Raw genomic sequence first — 17,587 nt, forward strand, 5'->3', positions numbered from 1 at the left:
GTCTGGCTTTTCACAGTGGCGCGACCGCACCGGATTTCCACCGGTTTCCTCATCGCCCGCCGAGCATCCAGATGCTACCTGCCGCTCTGTGCGGTTCGATTCATGCGGTCGCGGGCGGGGCTGCGGGCGGCGCGGAAGTGGCCGACGGTTGCGGGGCACAGTTGATGCCCGGTCCGCGCCGCAAGGAAACGGTGCCGCGATGGCTACGTCAGAACGACACCGCGACCACAACGCCAGAACGACACGGCGATCGCTACGTCAGGTCGGCGTTTCCGTCGATCACCTTGAGGTGATAGTGGAACCGGTTGATCCGCCAGCCGTCCGGCGTGCGCTCGGTACCGATGGCGTAGCTGCCAACGAACGTGCGGGTCTTGCCATTGACAGCGGAATTCTTCACGTGCACCGCGATCGCATCAGCATGCACGGTCGCCACATCCCCCTGAAGATCGATCAACTGATTCCCGGCCTGATGGTGAACCTCATCCAGTTCACCGAGCCCGACCCGCCAATCCTCGACGATATCGACCGCATCCCGCTCCCCCACCGGCCCCCCGAATCCCCCATCAAAATCCACCTTCGCCGCAAAAACCACATCAACCAACTCCCCCCACCGCCGCTGATCGGTAAAGACGAACAACCGAGTAACCACGTCAGCAATCGCGAGACGGTCTGCAAGGGTAGAGATTTCGGACATACCCCCACCCTATCGGCCCGCACCCCCTCTCGCCTCCCAACCGGTTTCTTGCCCCGCGCCCCGTCGGTTCACCGAACGGGACACCATGGAGCGTTCACTCGGCCGATGCCGCAGTGATGTCCCGCTCGCGGGGCCGTGTTCGGGTGCCTGCTCGCTGGATGGCTGGTTGGTGGGGGTACGTAGGCTGGGTGGACTATGAGTCGACGTGTTCCGGATTCCTGTCCCGGTGTGCTGCGGTTGCATGAGGCGGCCGATGGGCCGCTGGCGCGGATCCGGGTGCCCGGTGGGCGGTTGGAACCGGGGCAGGTGCAGGTGTTGGCTGAGGCGGCGCGGGAGCTCGCGGGTGGGGATATCGAGCTGACGTCGCGAGGGAATGTTCAGTTGCGGCAGGTGCGAGATGCCGCGGAGCTGACCGGGCGGTTGGCTGCGGCGGGGTTGTTGCCGAGTCGGACGCATGAGCGGGTGCGCAATATTATCGCTTCGCCGCTGTCCGGTCGGATCGGTGGCGCGGCGGATGTCCATCCACTCGTCCCGGTCCTCGACGCCGGACTGCTTGCCGCGCCGCGCCTGGCCGAACTCCCCGGCCGAGTGCTGTTCACCCTCGACGACGGGCGTGGCGATATCAGCGGCCTCGACGGCGATATCGGCGTACATGCCACGGGCCCAGACGAATTCGCGCTCGTGCTGGCGGGAACTGACTCCGGCATCCGGGTTTCGGCCGCCGACGCGGTCGATGTCATGCTCGCCGCCGCGCACACCTTCCTCGACCTGCGTGGCGACGAGGCGGGCCGGTGGCGGCTGCACGACATCGAGGACGGCGCCGCGCGGGTAGCGGACCACCTCGGCCTCACCCCCGCTGCCGAACGGGTCGATTTCACTGCGGCCCAAGACATTCCGATCGGCTGGCTGGATCAGGACAACGGTTTGGTCAGCCTCGGCGCAGGCGTCCGCCTTGGCTCCCTACCCGCCCGCACCGCCGAATTCATCGCCGCCGTCGACCGTCCCGTCTTCATCACCCCGTGGCGCACGCTTATCATCGCCGACTTGGCCGAATGGGCCGCCGAGCAAGTTGTCCGCGTGCTCGCCCCGATGGACCTAATCTTCGACGCCAACTCCCCCTGGCTCCAGGTCAGCGCCTGCGCGGGTCGGCCAGGCTGCGCAAAGTCACGCACCGACGTCCGCGCGGACGTCACAGCCGCCGTCGAAACGGGCCGAGTCCTGCCGCCAGAATCGAAACCCCCTGCACGCCAAGACATCCCCACGCTACCCGCAAACGAGCTGGTAGTCGCCGGACGCCAACACTGGTCCGGCTGCGACCGCCGCTGCGGCCGACCACGCGGCATCGTCACCGACGTGACCGCCACCGACACCGGCTACCGCATCGACTGACCGTCCCCACCCAGCCCGAATCCGCGCGCCCATGATCAAGGGGACATGGTGGGGGCATCGCCCGAGAGGGTCCGCCACTATGTCCCGTTGACCATGTACCCGCTGTCTACTCGTGGACTTCCAAGGTGCAGCACTTGACGCTGCCGCCGGCCTTGAGGAGTTCGGACATGTCGATGCCGACTGGGTTGTAGCCGCGGGTGCGCAGCGATTCGATCAGGGTGGTGGCCTTGTCGCTGAGGAAGACGTTGAAACCGTCGGAGACGCCGTTCAAGCCGAGGACTTCGGCGTCCGCGTCGGTGGCGACGATGGCGTCGGGGTACAGCTCGGTGAGCACTGCCTGGCTCGCCGGGCTGAAGGCGGGTGGGAAGTAGGCGATGGTGGTGTCGTCGAGGGGCAGCAGGACGGTGTCGAGGTGGTAGAAGCGCGGGTCGACCAGCTCCAATGAGACCACCGGGCGGGAAAAGTGCTGCGCCACTTCCTGATGCGCGGCGAGCGAGCTGCGGAATCCCATCCCGGCCAGCATGCGGTCACCGACCAGGAGGAAGTCGCCTTCACCCTCGTTGACCTCCTTGGCGTCGACCAGTCCGGCCAGCCCGTGCTGGGCGAACCAGCGGTGGTAGGCGGGTCCCTCGGCGGCGCGTTCGGGGTGGGTGAACTTGGCCGACATCGCGCGGTCGCCGATGATGAGGCCGCCGTTCGCGGCGAACACCATGTCCGGCAGGCCGGGCACGCCGGGCACTACGTCTACCTTGTGCCCATACTCCTCGTAGGTGGCGCGCAGCGTTTCCCACTGCAGCAGGGCGAGGGACCGGTCGACCGGCTCGGTCGGATCCATCCACGGATTGATGGAGTAGGTCACCTCGAAGTAGTCCGGACGGCACATGACGAACCGTCGCGGCAACGGCTGACGGGCGGTGGTCTCGGCGCGGAGGGTGGCTACTGACGTCAACGTGTCTCCCGGAGGTCGGCGCGATCTTGCTGCTCACACGACGGTAATTCGCCTACTATTGCGCCAGGAACAACGAATCGTTGCGCATATCAGCGCTAGAGCACCGAATAATTGCGCGATACGGAAGCGGGTGTGACGTGGACGACATCGACCGGCGCATTTTGGAGCACCTGCTCAGACACGCGCGTGCCTCGTTCCAAGAAATCGGCAGCGCGGTGGGCCTGACCGCCCCCGCCGTGAAGCGGCGTGTCGACAAGATGGTCGCGAACAAACAGATCACCGGTTTCACCGCGCTGGTCAACCCGGCGGCGATGGGCTGGAAGACCGAGGCCTACGTCGAGGTGTACTACCGCGACAACATCTCCCCCGCCGAACTCCGCCGCAGCCTGGAACCGATCCCGCAGGTCGTCGGCGTGTGGACGATCGCGGGCGAGGCCGACGCACTCGTCCACGTAATGGCCACCGACATGGCCGAAATCGAGGTAACCGTCGAACGAATCCGCGAAAACGCCCGAGTCGGCCGCACCCGCAGCTCAATCGTCATGTCCCGCATCCTCGAACGCCCCCGCACCTAACCGGCCCAGCGGGACCTCACCGCACCCCAACCGGCGAGTCGCCTTCCTCATGTCCCACTTGGCGGCTGTCTGTCGACATCGCCATGGCTGGCTAGCGAGAAGGCGCCGTCTTCACCACAGGGACTTCGCGCCCCGGGAATCGAGAGTCCGAGCGGTAATCCGGCATCCCACCGCCGACGCTGCCTCCGAGCGGGACCTCACCGAGCGCCGAGCGGCGAGTCGCCTCTCTCATGTCCCGCTCGGCGGGCGGTGGGGGTACTGGCCACTGGCTACCCGCGCCGACCTGGGGTGGGAGGGACCTCTTAGGGTGGGGCGCATGTCCGATGTGCGTGCCAGTTACCTGACCGATGGGGCCGAGATTTATCGGCGCTCGTTTGCGATGATTCGGGCGGAGGCGGATTTGAGTGGGTTTCCGCCGGATGTGGCTCGGGTGGTGGTGCGGATGATTCACGGGTGTGGGCAGGTGGATTTGGCGGGGGATGTGGCTTTTTCGGCGGGGGTGGTGGCTGCGGCGCGGGGGGCGTTGCGGGCGGGGGCGCCGATTTTGTGTGATGCCAATATGGTCGCGTCGGGGGTGACGCGTAAGCGGTTGCCTGCCGATAATGCGGTGATCTGTACGCTTGCCGATCCTCGGGTGCCAGAACTGGCTGCGGCCATGGGGAATACGCGTTCCGCGGCGGCGCTCGAGCTGTGGCGGGAGCATCTCGACGGTGCTGTCGTCGCCATTGGGAACGCGCCGACCGCGCTGTTCCATCTGCTGGACATGCTCGATGCGGGTGCGCCTCGCCCGGCCGCCATCCTGGGAATCCCCGTCGGCTTCATCGGCGCGGCCGAATCCAAGGACGCGCTGGTGGGTTTCGGCGGTGTCGAGTACCTCACCGTTCGCGGTCGGCGCGGCGGCAGCGCCATCACCGCCTCCGCGCTGAATGCGATTGCGAGCGAACAGGAATGACGGACAGCACGGCTGGTGCCAGGCAAGCGGACGATGCGACTCGGCCGCCCGACCGCGGATCGGTGCCGAGTCAGCACGCCACCCGAGGTGACCAGCGTCACCTGCCGCAGGAGGGCGACGTGCAGTTCGGCGAAACAGCTACCGCGCCAGGCAAATTGTGGGGTGTGGGACTCGGACCGGGCGACCCCGAGCTTGTCACGGTGAAGGCGGCGCGGGTGATCGCCGCGGCCGATGTGATCGCGTTCCACAGCGCGCGGCACGGGCGCAGCATCTCCAGAGCTATTGCCGCACCGTATATGCGGGCCGGACAACTGGAGGAGCATCTCGTCTACCCGGTGACCACCGAGACCACCGTCCACCCCGGTGGCTATCAGGGTGCGATCGATGAGTTCTACGAGCAGGCCGCGCAACGGCTGGCCGGACACCTGGCGGCCGGACGCTCGGTCGCGCTGCTCGCCGCGGGCGACCCCCTGTTCTACAGCTCCTACATGCACATGCACCGACGGCTGGCGGATCGATTCGAGGCCGAGATCATCCCCGGGATCACCTCGGTCAGCGCCGCGTCGGCGGCGCTGGGGACCCCGCTGGTCGAGGGCGAGCAGGTGCTGACCGTGCTGCCCGGCACCATGCCCGTCGACGAGCTCACCCGCCGCCTGCGCGACACCGAGGCTGCCGCCATCATGAAGCTCGGCCGCACCTACCCCCATGTGCGCCAAGCACTTTCGGATTCCGGTCGGCTCGACGACGCCTACTACGTGGAACGCGCGAGCAGCACCCGTCAACGCGTCCTGCGCGCCGCCGAGGTGGACGACGCGGATGTCCCGTACTTCTCCATCACCCTCGTGCCAGGCCCGACGCCGACCACTCCGCTCCCCCGAGCGGCCACGGAACTTGATGCAGCGCTGCATGTCTCGGCCAACGATCACTCTCGCGCGAGTTCACCCACTCGATCTCGCGCAAATGCACCCGCCGCAACGAGAGATTCGCCCGTCGAGCACCACGAAACCAGCACGGTTGCGCCCTCTTTCGCCGATGACGCGCCTCTCGATCGCGCACCCGACCGCCCCGGTCAAGTGATCGTCGTCGGGCTCGGCCCTGGCGCACCCGAGTGGACAACAACCGAGGTGCACGAAGCACTCGCCGACGCAACGGATCTCGTCGGCTACACCACCTATCTGAATCGAGTCCCCGCCCGGCCGGGACAGCGCAGGCATGCCAGCGACAACCGTGTCGAGTCGGAGCGCGCCGCCATGGCATTGGATCTGGCCAGGCGGGGCGCCCGGGTCGTGGTGGTGTCCTCGGGCGATCCGGGTGTGTTCGCGATGGCGGCAGCGGTGCTCGAGGAAGCCGCGGATCCGCAGTGGCGCGCGGTGCCCGTGCGGGTGCTGCCCGGCCTCACCGCGGCCAATGCGGTGGCCAGCCGGGCCGGTGCGCCGCTCGGGCACGACTACGCGATGATCTCCCTCTCGGATCGACTCAAGCCGTGGGAGGTTGTCGCCCAACGGCTTTCCGCGGTCGCCGCCGCCGACATGGCGATCGCCGTGTACAACCCGGCCTCCTCGCAGCGCACCTGGCAGGTCGGTGCGATGCGGGATCTGCTGCTGGAGCATCGGAAGCCCGACACGCCCGTGGTGCTCGGCCGCGACGTGGGCGGCCCGACCGAGTCCGTCCGGGTGGTGTCGCTCGGCGACCTCGACCCGGCCGAGGTCGACATGCGCACCCTGTTGATCATCGGCGCGTCGACCACCGTGGCAATGCACACCGACCAGGGCGTCCGCGTTTACACCTCGCGTCGCTACGCGGGGACGGGCGACGCGGCGCCGGCCGACGCGTAGGATCTGCTGACGCACTGACGAATGGAGGGATCTTGGCCGCGACACTGTCGGAGCTGACGCTGCGCGCCCGAGCCCTGGAGGCCCCGCAAGCGAACAAGCGCTCGACGAACAGGGCGATGTGCTCAGCGAGCTCGCGGCTCTGACCAGAAAGGCGCTCGACGGCATCAACCGGATCGAGGAGCGCACCGAGAAGATCGAGGAAGACCTCGTCGAACTTCGCCTGAGTCAAGTGCGGTTGGAAGAAGGCATGGCGCTGGTACTCGCCCGTCTCGATCAGTTGGTCGACGGCAAATAGGTCACCTCGCGAACCCGGCGCACGCGTTCGTATAACATTCCACTATGGAAGGTTGACAGCGAAGGGAGCAGTCGGTTGACGAAAACCGCGACCAGCCACAAGCCGTTGAACTCCACGGCCGCGTCGCTGCTCGGATTTCTGCACGAAGGCCCCATGTCCGGTTGGGACCTAGTGGCCAAGGCCCAGGACCGGATCGGCGACTTCTGGACGATCACGCAGAGCCAGGTCTATCGGGAACTCAACGCGATGGACGCGGCCGGGCTGGTCGAGAAAGGCGCGCCGGGGGCCCGTGAGCGCACGCCCTATCTGATCACCGATACCGGCCGGGAAGCCTTCCTGGAGTGGATCGCCCGCGATCCCGGCGGCGAGAACATCCGCTTCCCCCTGCTGCTCACGCTGTCCTTCGGCGACCACCTCGATCGCGCGCATCTGGACCGGATCATCGCCGCCAACAGGGAGATTCATCAGACGCGGCTCACCAAGTACCTCGATGAGGACCCCACCGACCTGCCGCCCTACGCCCGCGCCACCCTGGATTTCGGTATCGGATACGAACGCGCCGTACTCGATTGGTTCGACCGGTTGCCCGAACTACTCGGCCGCTGACCGCTCGCGCAGCCAATCCCACGCCTGCGCAACGGTTTCCATCACCACGGCGGCGTCAGGCAGTGGCGGGCGGTCGATCATGACGACTGGGATTCCCGCCGAACGGGCGGCGATGAGCTTGGCATCGGTCTGATCGCCGCCGCTGTCCTTGGTGACGAGTACATCGATGCGCTTGTCCGCCAGCAGCCGCGATTCGTCCTCGAGCGTGAAAGGCCCGCGGGCAAGCAGTAGTTCATGATTCGCCGGAAGCGCGCCTTCGGGTGGGTCGATGGCACGGATCAAGAACCAAGGGCGGGTCAGTCCGGCGAAAGCGCCGACACCCTGACGTCCGATGGTCAAGAACACCCGCTCACCGAGCTCACCAACGGACTTTGCCGCTGCGGCGAGGTCGGGTACCCGAATCCACCGGTCGCCGGGCTGCGCGGACCAGCCGGGCCGCCGCACATGCACGAGCGGAAGACCCAGATCCGTCGCTGCCGCAGCGGCATTCGCGCTGATGACACCCGCGAACGGATGCGTGGCATCGACCAGCGCACCGATCTCGTTGGTCCGCAACCACTCCCGCAGCCCGTCGACGCCGCCGAAGCCGCCGACGCGCACCGCACCGACCGGCAACAGCGGGTCGCGAACGCGACCGGCGAGCGAGGAGACGATGTCGAATCCTTGCTCGCCGGAAGCGATGTGAGCGAGTTCCCTGGCTTCCCGGGTACCGCCCAGAATCAGTATTCTCAGGGCTGGCCGCTGAAGTAGGCGATGCCCGCGTTCAGCAACGACGGTCCGCCCGCGACGGCAAGACCGATGATCGCGCCGAGCACGGCACCGGGCAGGATGCCGACGCCGAAGAACAGGATGCCGACCGCCGCGCCGATCAGGCCGCCGACCAGCGCGCCGAGCGAGGCACGCTGCAACTCGGCGAAGAACCAGTCCTGCGCGCCGATGAACTCGGCGGTGGTCGGCGCGCTCGCGGTCGGCGTGACCTGCGGGGTCAGCGTCAGCTGCGAGGCGTCGTCGGCGATAGCCGCGGCGATCTGCACCGGCTGACCCTTGGCCGTCGCGGTGAGCGGAATGGTGGTGACGGTCTCGCCCGCGGAATTCTTCAGGGTGACCGACTGCTTGTCACCGGCCAGGCTGAACGCGCCGCCGGTGACGCTGGTGACGACGGACTTGCCCGCGTCGGCCAGCTGCAGGGCGTAGCTGACGCCCTGGTCCTCACCCTTGACGGTCGGCGCGGTGGTGGTCTGATCCTGCACCGCGGGCGGCACCGGAGCAGCGTACGTGGTACCGGCGGTGACACCGGTAGCGGCGATGGCCAACAGTGCGGTTGCGGCGAATTTCTTGTATTTCATCTATCTCCCCATCAGGAACCGGATTTCCGATCATGATCGGATATCGGCCCCGACCCTACCTGCTGGGCCGAACCCGTTTCATCCGCGGACCTCGTTTCGCGGCGCCGCATTGTGCATCTTCACAACAGACCATTGCGTCACCGGCAGCTGCGGGCGCCAAGTCGTGAATGATCCCAGTGCCTCCGCGCGGTAGATCTGAAACTTCCGCAATCCGCCCCCGTGCGCGGACGCCCAGCTGAGCAGCAATGATTCCGATTCCGCGGTCACCGCGTTGACGACGAGCCGACCGCCGTGTCGCAGCTGCGACCAGCATGTCTCGAGTAGGCCATCCTGGGTGAGGCCGCCACCGACGAAAATGGCGTCCGGAGGGGCGACTTCGGCACCGTCGGCCTGCGCTGCCCGGCCCAGTTCCGCGCGCGCCTCGCCGCGCACATCGATGTGCGGAACACCGAGGGCGGCGGCATTGTCGGCGATGTGCCGCCGCCTGTGCTCGAGCCGTTCGAAAGTAATTGCCCGGCAACTGGGATGGGTGCGGCACCATTCGATCGCGATACTGCCCGAGCCGCCGCCGATATCCCACAGCAGTTCTCCTGGCGCGGGCGCCAGTGCGGCCAACGTCAGTGCCCGGACCTCGTGCTTGGTGAGTTGGCCGTCGCCGCTGAACAATTCGTCCGGCAGGCCGGGTAGGCGGGTCGCGCGAATTTGTCCCGCGTCCGCGACGCACTCGATCGCCAGGATGTTCAGCGGATCTCCAGGGGGCCGCTGCCACTGCTTCGCCATCCCCGCCTCGATTCGTTCCGCGGGACCGCCCAGCTGTTCGAGCACCGTCAGCGCCGAATCACCGAAGCCGTTGCGCGACAACAACTCCGAAAGTCGCGCCGGAGTGTGCTGATCGGCGCTGAGCACCAGCACCCTTCGCCCGTGCACCAGTTCCGGAAGCACTGTCTCCAAAGCCCGACCCACCACACTGACCACCGGCGTTTCGGCCACGCCCCAGCCCAGCCGCGCACACGCCAACGACGCCGACGACGGCTGCGGCAACACCCGCAACGAACCGGCCCCCAGCAACCGCGCCAGCGTCACGCCGATCCCATAGAACATCGGGTCCCCGCTGGCCAGCACACATGCCCGGGCCCCGGCATACCGTTCGAACAGCCCTGGCAGCGCAGGCAGCAATGGCGACGGCCAGGTAACCCGCTCCCCCGCCGAAACCTGTTCCGGCACAAGGGCAAGCTGGCGCGCCGAGCCGAAGATCACCTCGGCTGACGCGATCGCCTCCCGCGCCGATCGACCGAGTCCGTCCCACCCGTCGGCTCCGATCCCGGCGACTACGACCGGCGGCCCGGACCACGACATCGTCACCTGGGGCCGCCTGGCAGAGCATGCGGTGCCGAGGGGGCGCACATCAAATCGGCGCCCGCCGTACCGTGCCGAAGCAGCGTCACCCAGCCCTGACCGCTCACCGTGGCATCCGGCGCCAGATCGCTTGGGGCAGTAAGCGCATCACGAAGAAGACCGGCTGGAGGATGCGAGGCACCCAGACCGTTCCCGAGCGCTTGTGCAGTCCCTTGACCACAGCATCGGCCACCTGGTGCGGCTTGCTGGAAAAGGGTGCCGGTTCCATGCCCTCGGTCATCCGGCCGATGACGAAACCTGGGCGCACCAGCAGGAGGTGAACACCGCTGCCGTGCAACGCATCCGCGAGCCCACTGGCGAAACCGTCGAGTCCGGCCTTCGCCGATCCGTAGACGTAGTTGGCGCGGCGGACCCGGACACCGGCCACCGAGCTGAACGCGACGATCTGCCCATCGCCTTGGGCGCGAAGCAGATTCGCGAGCGTGGTGAGCACGCTGAGCTGGGCGACGTAGTCGGTGTGCACCACGGCGAGTGCGTGCGCCGGATCTCGTTCGGCCCGTGCCTGATCGCCGAGGATGCCGAACGCGAGCACCGCCACTCCGATCGGCCCGTACTCGGCCGTGACCTTCTCCAGGAACGCCGGATGATTCGCCGTGTCGTCGGCGTCGAACTCCACGCAGTGCACGGCCGCCGCGCCGGCCGACTCGATCTCCGCGCGCTGTTCCGCCAGCTCGCCGCTGCGCCGGGCCGCGAGGATCACCACCTCCCCCGGCGCCAGCCGCCGCGCCACCTCGACCCCGATCTCACTGCGCCCGCCGAGCAGCAGCACCGTCCCATCCGCAATCCCGCGCGATCCCATCCGCCCAGTCTGTCATTCCCGCCCCACCCACCTGTGCCGACCCGGCGGCCGCATGATCGACGCGACATGGCCGAGTGATTTCCCGAGTGCGGGCTCGGTGATGTCCCGTTGACCATGGTGCGGGCGGGTCCTTGTGGGACGTGGGCCAGGGTGGCCGCTACGGTCGAGGGATGCCGACGATGACCACTGCGCTCTCCCCCGCCGCGCTCGAGTTCGTGAACGAGCGCCACCTCGCGACGTTGACCACGTTGCGGGCGAACGGGACACCGCATGTGGTGGCGGTGGGCTTCACCTGGGATCCGACGGCCCGGATCGCCAGGGTGATCACCGATGGGGCGTCGGCGAAGGTACGCAACGTTCGGCGCGGAGGTTACGCGGCGGTGAGCCAGGTGGCGGGGGCGCGCTGGCTCACCCTGGAAGGCCCGGCGACGATCCTCGACGCTCCGGACGACGTCACCGAGGCGGAACGGCGCTACGCGGACCGCTACCGGGTCCCGCGCGAGAACCCGACCCGCGTGGTCATCGCGATCGAGGTGCAGCGGGTCATGTCCAGCCGCACCCTCGCCGCCCCGGACGATAACGCCCCCCAGCAATAACTCCGCGGGGGCAGAGCTAACGCGGTGGGACTGTGGTCCGCTACAGGACCGTCAGCGAGTGGGGACGCTGATTCATCGACTCGCACCCGTCCGCGGTGACTACGACGATGTCTTCGATGCGGGCGCCCCAGTCACCGCGGAAGTAGATGCCGGGCTCGATGCTGAAGGCCATGCCCTGTTGCAGTACCAGGTCGTTGCCTTCGACGATGTAGGGCTCTTCGTGCACGGACAGGCCGATGCCGTGGCCGGTGCGGTGCACGAATGCCGCACCGAAACCGGCCTCGGTCAACGGGTTTCGCGCGGCGGCGTCCACCGACTCGGCGGTGACGCCGGGGCGGACGGCGGCTACGGCGGCGGCCTGGGCGCGTTCCAGCGCCGCGAACCGGGCGGCGATCTTCGGGTCCGGCTCGCCGAGCACATAGGTGCGGGTCGAGTCGGAGTAGTAGCCGGGGTCGACGGGGCCGCCGATGTCGATGACCGCCACGTCGCCGGCCTCGATGCGCCGCTCGGACATACCGTGGTGCGGGTCGGCGCCGTGCGGGCCGCTGCCGACGATGACGAACGCGGCCTCGGTATGGCCCTCCTCGACGATGGCGGCGGCGATATCCCCGCCGACCTCCGCCTCGGTGCGGCCGACCTGGAGGAATTCACCCATCCTGGCGTGCACGCGGTCGATCGCGGCACCCGCGCGGCGCAGCGCGTCGATCTCCGCGGTGTCCTTGATCATCCGCAGTTCCCGCAGGACGGGTGTGGCGGAGGCGGGCAGGCCGGTGAACGACGCGGCGAGCGGGATCAGGTGCAGGGCGGGCATGGCGTCGGCGACGGCCACCCGGGAGCCGACGTGCAGCGCGGATTTCACCACTCCGTACGGATCGGTCCCATCGACCCAGTCCAGCACCTGCAAACCCAGTTCCCCGGCCGCGGATCCCTCCAGCGAGGCCAGTTCCAACTTCGGAATCACCACCGACGGTGTCGCACCGTCGGCGGGGATCACCAGGCAGGTCAACCGTTCGAAGGATTCGGCGGCCGATCCGATCAGATAGCGCAGATCCGGGCCCGGAGTGATCAACAAGGCGTCCAGATGGGCGGCCCGCATCAGCTCCACCGCCCGCTCCAACCGCTCCCCGTAAACGTCCGCCGCGAACCTGGAATCCGTATGCGAGCTCATTCGTCCGACGTTACCTGGCCGCCCCGCCCAGGCGAACCCGAACTTCTCCACTCCCCTTCGCCCACCGGTCTTCGCACATTCGTTTCCTTGCACATCCCTCCGACGCGGGTGGGTTGAACCCCTTCATCGCACGGCGGTTGTTCGCACCTCGTGTCCGATCAGCAGGGGTCTGTCGGGGCAGGGAGGTAGCCTCAGCGCGTGACTTCTGCTGCGACTCCCGGTGGACCGCTGTTGCTCCTGGACGGGGCGAGCTTGTGGTTCCGTGCCTTTCACGCGATCCCCGAGAAGATCACCGCGCCCGACGGGCGATCGGTGAACGCGTTGCGCGGGTTCACCGATATGGTCGCGTCGCTGATCACCAAGCACGCGCCGAGCCGTTTGGTGGTGTGCCTCGACCTGAACTGGCGCCCGACCTTCCGCGTAGAACTGGTGCCGTCGTACAAGGCGCACCGGCTCGACACCGCCGCGGACGCGGGCCCCGGCGCCGAAGAGGTACCCGACACGCTGACCCCGCAGGTCGACATGATCCTCGAGGTGCTCGCGGCCGCCGGGATCGCGACCGGCGGCGCGGCGGGGCTGGAAGCCGACGACGTGCTCGGCACGCTGGCCACGCGGGAGAGCACCGACGAGGTGATCGTCGTCAGCGGTGACCGCGACCTGCTGCAGCTCGTCCGTGACACGCCGTCGCCGCCCGTGCGAGTGCTCTACGCAGGCCGCGGACTGGCCAAGGCCGAACTGTACGGACCCGCCGAAGTAGCCGCCAAATACGGTGTGCCGCTGGAGAATGCGGGCCGCGCCTACGCGGACCTGGCCACCCTGCGCGGCGACGCCTCGGACGGCCTGCCCGGCGTAGCGGGCATCGGCGAGAAGTCCGCCTCCATGCTGATCTCCCGATTCGGTTCCCTCGAGGCGCTGGTCGCCGCCGTCGAGGACCCGGAAACCGACCTGTCCCAGGGCATCCGCGCCAAACTCCGTGCCGCGGAAGACTATTTGAAGGCAGCGGCCCCCGTCGTCCGCGTCGTCTGCGACGCCGACGTCGAACTCTCCCGCCCCGACACCCTCCCCACCACCCCCGCCGACCCCGACCGCCTCCGCGAACTAGCCACCGCATACAACGCCGAAAGCCCCGTCACCCGGCTCATCAAAGCCCTCACCACCCGAACCGCCTGACCCCCCGGCAATAGTCGCGAGCCGAGCAACAGGCACCGCACCCGCACCGAACTCCGTGCGGCAGAGGAAGAACGCACCCGAATCGGCCAGTCGGCCGATAGCCACCATGATCAACGGGACATGGTGGTGGCATCGCCCGAGAGCATCCACCACTACGTCCCGTTGATCGTGATCGGTACCGGTGGGGGTGCGCGCGGATCAGGTGGCGCAACGACCAACGGTCGACCCACTGGGAGTGGGCCGACCGGGGATACAAGGGAGCCGGGGCCTAGTTGGGGCGGCCGACCTCGTAGGTTCCGTCTTCCTTGGTGATCTTGATGGTCACCTTCTTGGCTTCGCCGCTGACCTTGAGGTCGCAGTTGAAGGTGGCGTCGACCTTGACTTCCTGGCCGGACGGGCAGGCGACGTCGCTGACGTCCTGGATGCCGTAGGAGTCGGTGAGTACCTTCTTGACGCCGTCCTGGACGGCGGACTGGTCCAGCTTGTCCTTGGAGGTCAGCACGAGGACGAGGGCGACGATGGCACCGATGACCACGACACCGAGCACGACCAGGCCGATGACCAGGCCTTTCCCCTTGCCACCCGACTGTTGCGGCTGGCCGGGCTGCTGGCCCCACTGCGGTTGCTGCTGACCCCACTGGGGCTGCTGGCCCTGCTGCCAATCCTGCGGCTGCCCCTGGCCCCACTGTGGCTGGCCGGGCTGCTGGCCCCATTGCGGATTCGGCTGCTGCCCCCACTGCGGCGGCTGCTGGCCCCACTGTTGCTGCGGGGGCGGCGTCGGCTCACCCCACTGCTGGGTCGGCTGCGCCGAAGCCGGCGTCTGCGGTTGACCGCCCCAGGGCTGGGCCGGTCCGGTGCCGCCGGGTGTCTGCTGGCCGCCCCACTGCTGGGTGGGATCGTTGCGCCCCTCCCCGGGTTCGTTGGGTCCAAACGGGCCGCTCATCTGATTGCCTCCACTCGCATCGTTGTACACACGGTAGCCCCCCGCGTGGGAACCGACGTGCAAGCACTATTGATCCGTTCGCTGCGCTCACTCATGCGATTCCTCCGCCACGGTCGGTACGCGAAAGAAATCAAATCACAATCGAATCCGCTAAGCGGCGTCCACCGCGACGACACCCCGCCGGATCGCCCGCACCGCCTTCGCGGCGGTCGAGGCGACCTCCGGATCGTCGGCGGTGCCGTGGATCTGATCGAGCAAGTCGATCACCTGCCTGCACCAGCGCACGAAATCGCCCGCGGACAGCGGCGCGGCCTGGTCACCGCTGGCGAGCAACGACTCGGCCAACCCGTCGCCGCGGGCCCATTTGTGGACGCCGGTGACGAAGCCGAGATCCGGCTCCCTGGTGGGCGGGAGCTTGTGCCGCGCCTCGTCGGAACGCAGTTCGGTCCACACCCGGATGGTCTCGCCGACCGCCCGTCGGATCGGCGCCGTCGGACCGGATACGCCGAGATATCCACCGTCCTGGCGGGATTCGAAGACCAGAATCGACACGACCCCGGCCAATTCGGCCGGTCCGAGCCCGCGCCACAGCCCCTGGCGCAGGCATTCGGCGACCAGCAGATCGCTTTCCGAATAGATCCGGGCGAGCCTGCGCCCGTCCGCCGTCACCTCGGACTCGTGCACGAACCCGCGCTCCTCCAGCAGCCCGAGGATCCGATCGAAGGTGCGGGCCAGCGAGTTCGTGGTGGCGGCAACCTTCTGGCGCATGGTCTCGGTTTCCCGGAGCAGCCGGTTGTAGCGCTCGCCGACGCGGGCCATCTGCTCCCGGTCCGCGCGGGTGTGCGCCGGATGCGAACGCAGGCTGCGGCGCAACGTGGACAGTTCCCGGTCGTCGGCGGCCGAGGCCCGCTTCCCGCGCCGGGGTCGGCCCGGCGCCGAGATCCCGGTGCTGCGCAGTGCCGAGGCCAGATCGCGGCGGGTCTGCGCGGTGCGGTGGTCCACCCGGCGCGGCAACCGCATGTGCCCCAACGGTTCCGCGGGCACCGGGAAGTCGGCCACCGACACCCGGCCTGCCCATTTGTCCTCGGTGAGCACCAGCGGCCGCGGATCGCCCGGCGTCGCGTCGGGTTCCAGGATGACCGCGAGCCCGGCGCGCCGCCCGGACGGAATCGCCACCACGTCACCGCGGCGCAACGCCGTCAGCGCGGCGACCGCGACGCCGCGCCGGTCGGACCGGCCCTGCTGTTCGAGCTGCCGTTCCCGCTGCTTGATCCGTTCGCGCAGGGAAATGTATTCCAGGAAGTCGCCATCGGTGCCGCCGAGCTGATCACGCAGCTTGCGCAGCGCGGCCTCGTTGCGTTCGATGCCGCGAACCAGCCCGACCACCGAGCGGTCGGCCTGGAACTGCGCGAACGACCGCTCCAGCAGCGCCCGCGATTCGTCGGCGCCCATCCGGTCGATCAGGTTGATCGACATGTTGTAGCCGGGCTTGAAAGAGCTGCGCAGCGGATAGGTCCTGGTGGACGCCAAACCGGCGACCGCGCTGGTGTCCACCTCGGGCTGCCACAGCACCACCGCGTGTCCCTCGACATCGATGCCGCGCCGTCCGGCACGACCGGTCAGCTGGGTGTATTCGCCGGGTGTGAGCTCGGCGTGCGACTCACCGTTGTACTTGACCAGCCGCTCCAGCACCACCGTGCGCGCGGGCATGTTGATGCCGAGAGCCAGTGTCTCCGTAGCGAATACGGCCCGCACCAGACCCTTGACGAACAGTTCCTCGACGGTATGCCGGAAGGCGGGCAGCATGCCCGCGTGGTGCGCGGCCAGACCGCGGTGCAGCGCCTCGCGCCACTCCCAGTAGCCGAGCACCTCCAGGTCCGCCTTGGGCAGATCGCCGGTGTGCTTCTCGATGATGGCGTCGATTTGTTCGCGGTCGTCCTCGCGACTCAGGTCGAGCCGGGAACGCAGGCACTGCGCCAGCGCACCGTCGCAGCCCGCGCGACTGAAGATGAAGGTGATCGCGGGTAGCAGGCCTTCCTCGTCCAGCTTCGCCAGCACCTCGGGACGCGGCAACGGACGGAAGTCGCGTCGCGGGCCACCGCGGCCGTTGCGCGGGCCACCCCAGCTGCTCGCCCGGTCGGCGGCCTCACGCTGCCGGATGAACCGCACCAGGTCCTCGTCGACGAGCACCTTCTGGTCGGTGGAGTCGGTGTCGAACAGGTCGAACATCCGCCGGCCGACCATGACGTGCTGCCACAGCGGCACCGGCCTGGTCTCGTCCACCACCACCGCGGTGTCGCCGCGCACGGTTTCCATCCAGGCGCCGAACTCCTCGGCATTGCTGACCGTCGCCGATAGGCTGACCAGCCGCACGTCCGGCGGTAGGTGCAGGATCACTTCCTCCCACACCGCGCCGCGGAACCGGTCGGCGAGGTAGTGCACCTCGTCCATCACCACGAAGGACAACCCGCGCAATGCGTCGGACGACGCGTAGAGCATGTTGCGCAACACCTCGGTGGTCATCACCACAACGGGCGCGCCGGGGTTGATCGACTGATCACCGGTGAGCAGGCCGACACTGTCCCGGCCGTAGCGCTCGGTCAGATCGGCAAACTTCTGGTTCGACAGCGCCTTGATCGGCGTGGTGTAGAAGCATTTGCCGCCCGCGGCGAGCGCCAGGTGCACGGCGAACTCGCCGACAACGGTCTTGCCCGCACCGGTCGGCGCACAAACCAGGACGCTGTGCCCCTCTTCGAGTGCCGCACAGGCGGTGCGCTGAAAAGGATCCAGGCTGAATTTCAGCTCGGTGGAAAACTTCGCAAGCTCGCCCGTATGCGACCGGTGATGTGTCACC

17 protein-coding genes are annotated in these 17,587 nt (G+C 68.2%); 8 read left to right on the forward strand and 9 right to left on the reverse strand.

Going from position 1 to position 17,587, the window contains the following annotated elements; translation table 11 throughout:
- Positions 1-253: 253 nt before the first annotated feature.
- Positions 254-694 carry a nuclear transport factor 2 family protein gene (locus KV110_RS25855; RefSeq protein ID WP_218469861.1) on the reverse strand — a complete coding sequence of 147 codons (441 nt, stop codon included), beginning with the start codon at positions 692-694 and terminating at the stop codon, positions 254-256.
- Between the two features lie 195 nt (positions 695-889).
- On the opposite strand from KV110_RS25855, the gene KV110_RS25860 reads away from it, so the two are divergent.
- The gene (locus KV110_RS25860; protein ID WP_218469862.1) at positions 890-2,083 is read left to right on the forward strand and encodes a nitrite/sulfite reductase; all 1,194 of its coding nucleotides are present in this window, start codon (positions 890-892) and stop codon (positions 2,081-2,083) included.
- Between the two features lie 106 nt (positions 2,084-2,189).
- Here the strand turns inward: KV110_RS25860 and ddaH are convergent, their stop codons facing one another.
- Positions 2,190-3,032, reverse strand: a complete 843-nt coding sequence (ddaH, locus tag KV110_RS25865) for a dimethylargininase (protein WP_246633979.1) — start codon at positions 3,030-3,032, stop codon at positions 2,190-2,192.
- A 137-nt stretch (positions 3,033-3,169) separates the two neighbouring features.
- Between ddaH and KV110_RS25870 the strand changes: the two genes are divergently transcribed.
- The 5 genes from KV110_RS25870 to KV110_RS25890 all read left to right on the forward strand — a co-directional run bounded on the left by KV110_RS25870 (position 3,170) and on the right by KV110_RS25890 (position 7,295).
- Positions 3,170-3,607, forward strand: a complete 438-nt coding sequence (locus tag KV110_RS25870; protein ID WP_218469863.1) for an Lrp/AsnC family transcriptional regulator — start codon at positions 3,170-3,172, stop codon at positions 3,605-3,607.
- A gap of 316 nt (positions 3,608-3,923) precedes the next feature.
- The gene (locus KV110_RS25875; RefSeq protein ID WP_218469864.1) at positions 3,924-4,559 is read left to right on the forward strand and encodes a precorrin-8X methylmutase; all 636 of its coding nucleotides are present in this window, start codon (positions 3,924-3,926) and stop codon (positions 4,557-4,559) included.
- Entirely contained in the window at positions 4,556-6,394 is a 1,839-nt protein-coding gene (locus KV110_RS25880; protein ID WP_246633980.1) for a precorrin-2 C(20)-methyltransferase, read from the forward strand. The genes KV110_RS25875 and KV110_RS25880 overlap by 4 nt, the downstream gene beginning before the upstream one ends.
- A gap of 118 nt (positions 6,395-6,512) precedes the next feature.
- Positions 6,513-6,689: a hypothetical protein gene (locus KV110_RS25885; protein WP_218469865.1), complete on the forward strand. Its 177-nt coding sequence runs from the start codon at positions 6,513-6,515 to the stop codon at positions 6,687-6,689.
- 75 nt (positions 6,690-6,764) lie between these two features.
- Positions 6,765-7,295: a PadR family transcriptional regulator gene (locus tag KV110_RS25890; protein WP_218469866.1), complete on the forward strand. Its 531-nt coding sequence runs from the start codon at positions 6,765-6,767 to the stop codon at positions 7,293-7,295.
- Here KV110_RS25890 and KV110_RS25895 read toward each other — a convergent pair.
- From KV110_RS25895 to dprE2, 4 genes are all read right to left on the reverse strand, one after another.
- A complete protein-coding gene (locus tag KV110_RS25895; protein WP_218478885.1) occupies positions 7,281-8,027 on the reverse strand; it encodes a cobalt-precorrin-6A reductase in 747 nt (248 codons plus the stop codon). The genes KV110_RS25890 and KV110_RS25895 overlap by 15 nt on opposite strands.
- A complete protein-coding gene (locus KV110_RS25900; protein ID WP_218469867.1) occupies positions 8,024-8,641 on the reverse strand; it encodes a DUF8020 domain-containing protein in 618 nt (205 codons plus the stop codon). Before KV110_RS25900 ends, KV110_RS25895 begins: the two co-directional genes overlap by 4 nt.
- Positions 8,642-8,719: 78 nt before the next feature.
- The gene (cbiE, locus tag KV110_RS25905) at positions 8,720-9,997 is read right to left on the reverse strand and encodes a precorrin-6y C5,15-methyltransferase (decarboxylating) subunit CbiE (protein ID WP_218478887.1); all 1,278 of its coding nucleotides are present in this window, start codon (positions 9,995-9,997) and stop codon (positions 8,720-8,722) included.
- 103 nt (positions 9,998-10,100) lie between these two features.
- Positions 10,101-10,856, reverse strand: coding sequence for a decaprenylphospho-beta-D-erythro-pentofuranosid-2-ulose 2-reductase (gene dprE2 / locus KV110_RS25910; RefSeq protein ID WP_218469868.1), 756 nt, complete (start codon positions 10,854-10,856; stop codon positions 10,101-10,103).
- Positions 10,857-11,026: 170 nt separating this feature from the next.
- Between dprE2 and KV110_RS25915 the strand changes: the two genes are divergently transcribed.
- Entirely contained in the window at positions 11,027-11,452 is a 426-nt protein-coding gene (locus tag KV110_RS25915; RefSeq protein WP_218469869.1) for a PPOX class F420-dependent oxidoreductase, read from the forward strand.
- A gap of 40 nt (positions 11,453-11,492) precedes the next feature.
- Here the strand turns inward: KV110_RS25915 and KV110_RS25920 are convergent, their stop codons facing one another.
- On the reverse strand, positions 11,493-12,620 hold the full coding sequence (locus KV110_RS25920) for a M24 family metallopeptidase (RefSeq protein WP_218469870.1): 1,128 nt from the start codon (positions 12,618-12,620) through the stop codon (positions 11,493-11,495).
- A gap of 198 nt (positions 12,621-12,818) precedes the next feature.
- On the opposite strand from KV110_RS25920, the gene KV110_RS25925 reads away from it, so the two are divergent.
- A complete protein-coding gene (locus KV110_RS25925) occupies positions 12,819-13,790 on the forward strand; it encodes a 5'-3' exonuclease (protein ID WP_218469871.1) in 972 nt (323 codons plus the stop codon).
- A gap of 268 nt (positions 13,791-14,058) precedes the next feature.
- Here the strand turns inward: KV110_RS25925 and KV110_RS25930 are convergent, their stop codons facing one another.
- Both KV110_RS25930 and KV110_RS25935 read right to left on the reverse strand, forming a co-directional pair.
- Positions 14,059-14,733, reverse strand: a complete 675-nt coding sequence (locus KV110_RS25930; RefSeq protein WP_218469872.1) for a DUF4333 domain-containing protein — start codon at positions 14,731-14,733, stop codon at positions 14,059-14,061.
- A gap of 150 nt (positions 14,734-14,883) precedes the next feature.
- The gene (locus KV110_RS25935; protein ID WP_218469873.1) at positions 14,884-17,586 is read right to left on the reverse strand and encodes a DEAD/DEAH box helicase; all 2,703 of its coding nucleotides are present in this window, start codon (positions 17,584-17,586) and stop codon (positions 14,884-14,886) included.
- Position 17,587: the final 1 nt, after the last annotated feature.

Source organism: Nocardia iowensis (assembly GCF_019222765.1).
GTDB lineage: Bacteria > Actinomycetota > Actinomycetes > Mycobacteriales > Mycobacteriaceae > Nocardia > Nocardia iowensis.

Coding starts and splice junctions, on each gene's coding strand:
- KV110_RS25855 (WP_218469861.1), bottom strand. CDS start 694: ATGTCCGAAATCTCTACCCTTGCAGACCGTCTCGCGATTGCTGACGTG.
- KV110_RS25860 (WP_218469862.1), top strand. CDS start 890: ATGAGTCGACGTGTTCCGGATTCCTGTCCCGGTGTGCTGCGGTTGCAT.
- KV110_RS25875 (WP_218469864.1), top strand. CDS start 3,924: ATGTCCGATGTGCGTGCCAGTTACCTGACCGATGGGGCCGAGATTTAT.
- KV110_RS25880 (WP_246633980.1), top strand. CDS start 4,556: ATGACGGACAGCACGGCTGGTGCCAGGCAAGCGGACGATGCGACTCGG.
- KV110_RS25900 (WP_218469867.1), bottom strand. CDS start 8,641: ATGAAATACAAGAAATTCGCCGCAACCGCACTGTTGGCCATCGCCGCT.
- cbiE (WP_218478887.1), bottom strand. CDS start 9,997: ATGTCGTGGTCCGGGCCGCCGGTCGTAGTCGCCGGGATCGGAGCCGAC.
- dprE2 (WP_218469868.1), bottom strand. CDS start 10,856: ATGGGATCGCGCGGGATTGCGGATGGGACGGTGCTGCTGCTCGGCGGG.
- KV110_RS25915 (WP_218469869.1), top strand. CDS start 11,027: ATGCCGACGATGACCACTGCGCTCTCCCCCGCCGCGCTCGAGTTCGTG.
- KV110_RS25920 (WP_218469870.1), bottom strand. CDS start 12,620: ATGAGCTCGCATACGGATTCCAGGTTCGCGGCGGACGTTTACGGGGAG.
- KV110_RS25930 (WP_218469872.1), bottom strand. CDS start 14,733: ATGAGCGGCCCGTTTGGACCCAACGAACCCGGGGAGGGGCGCAACGAT.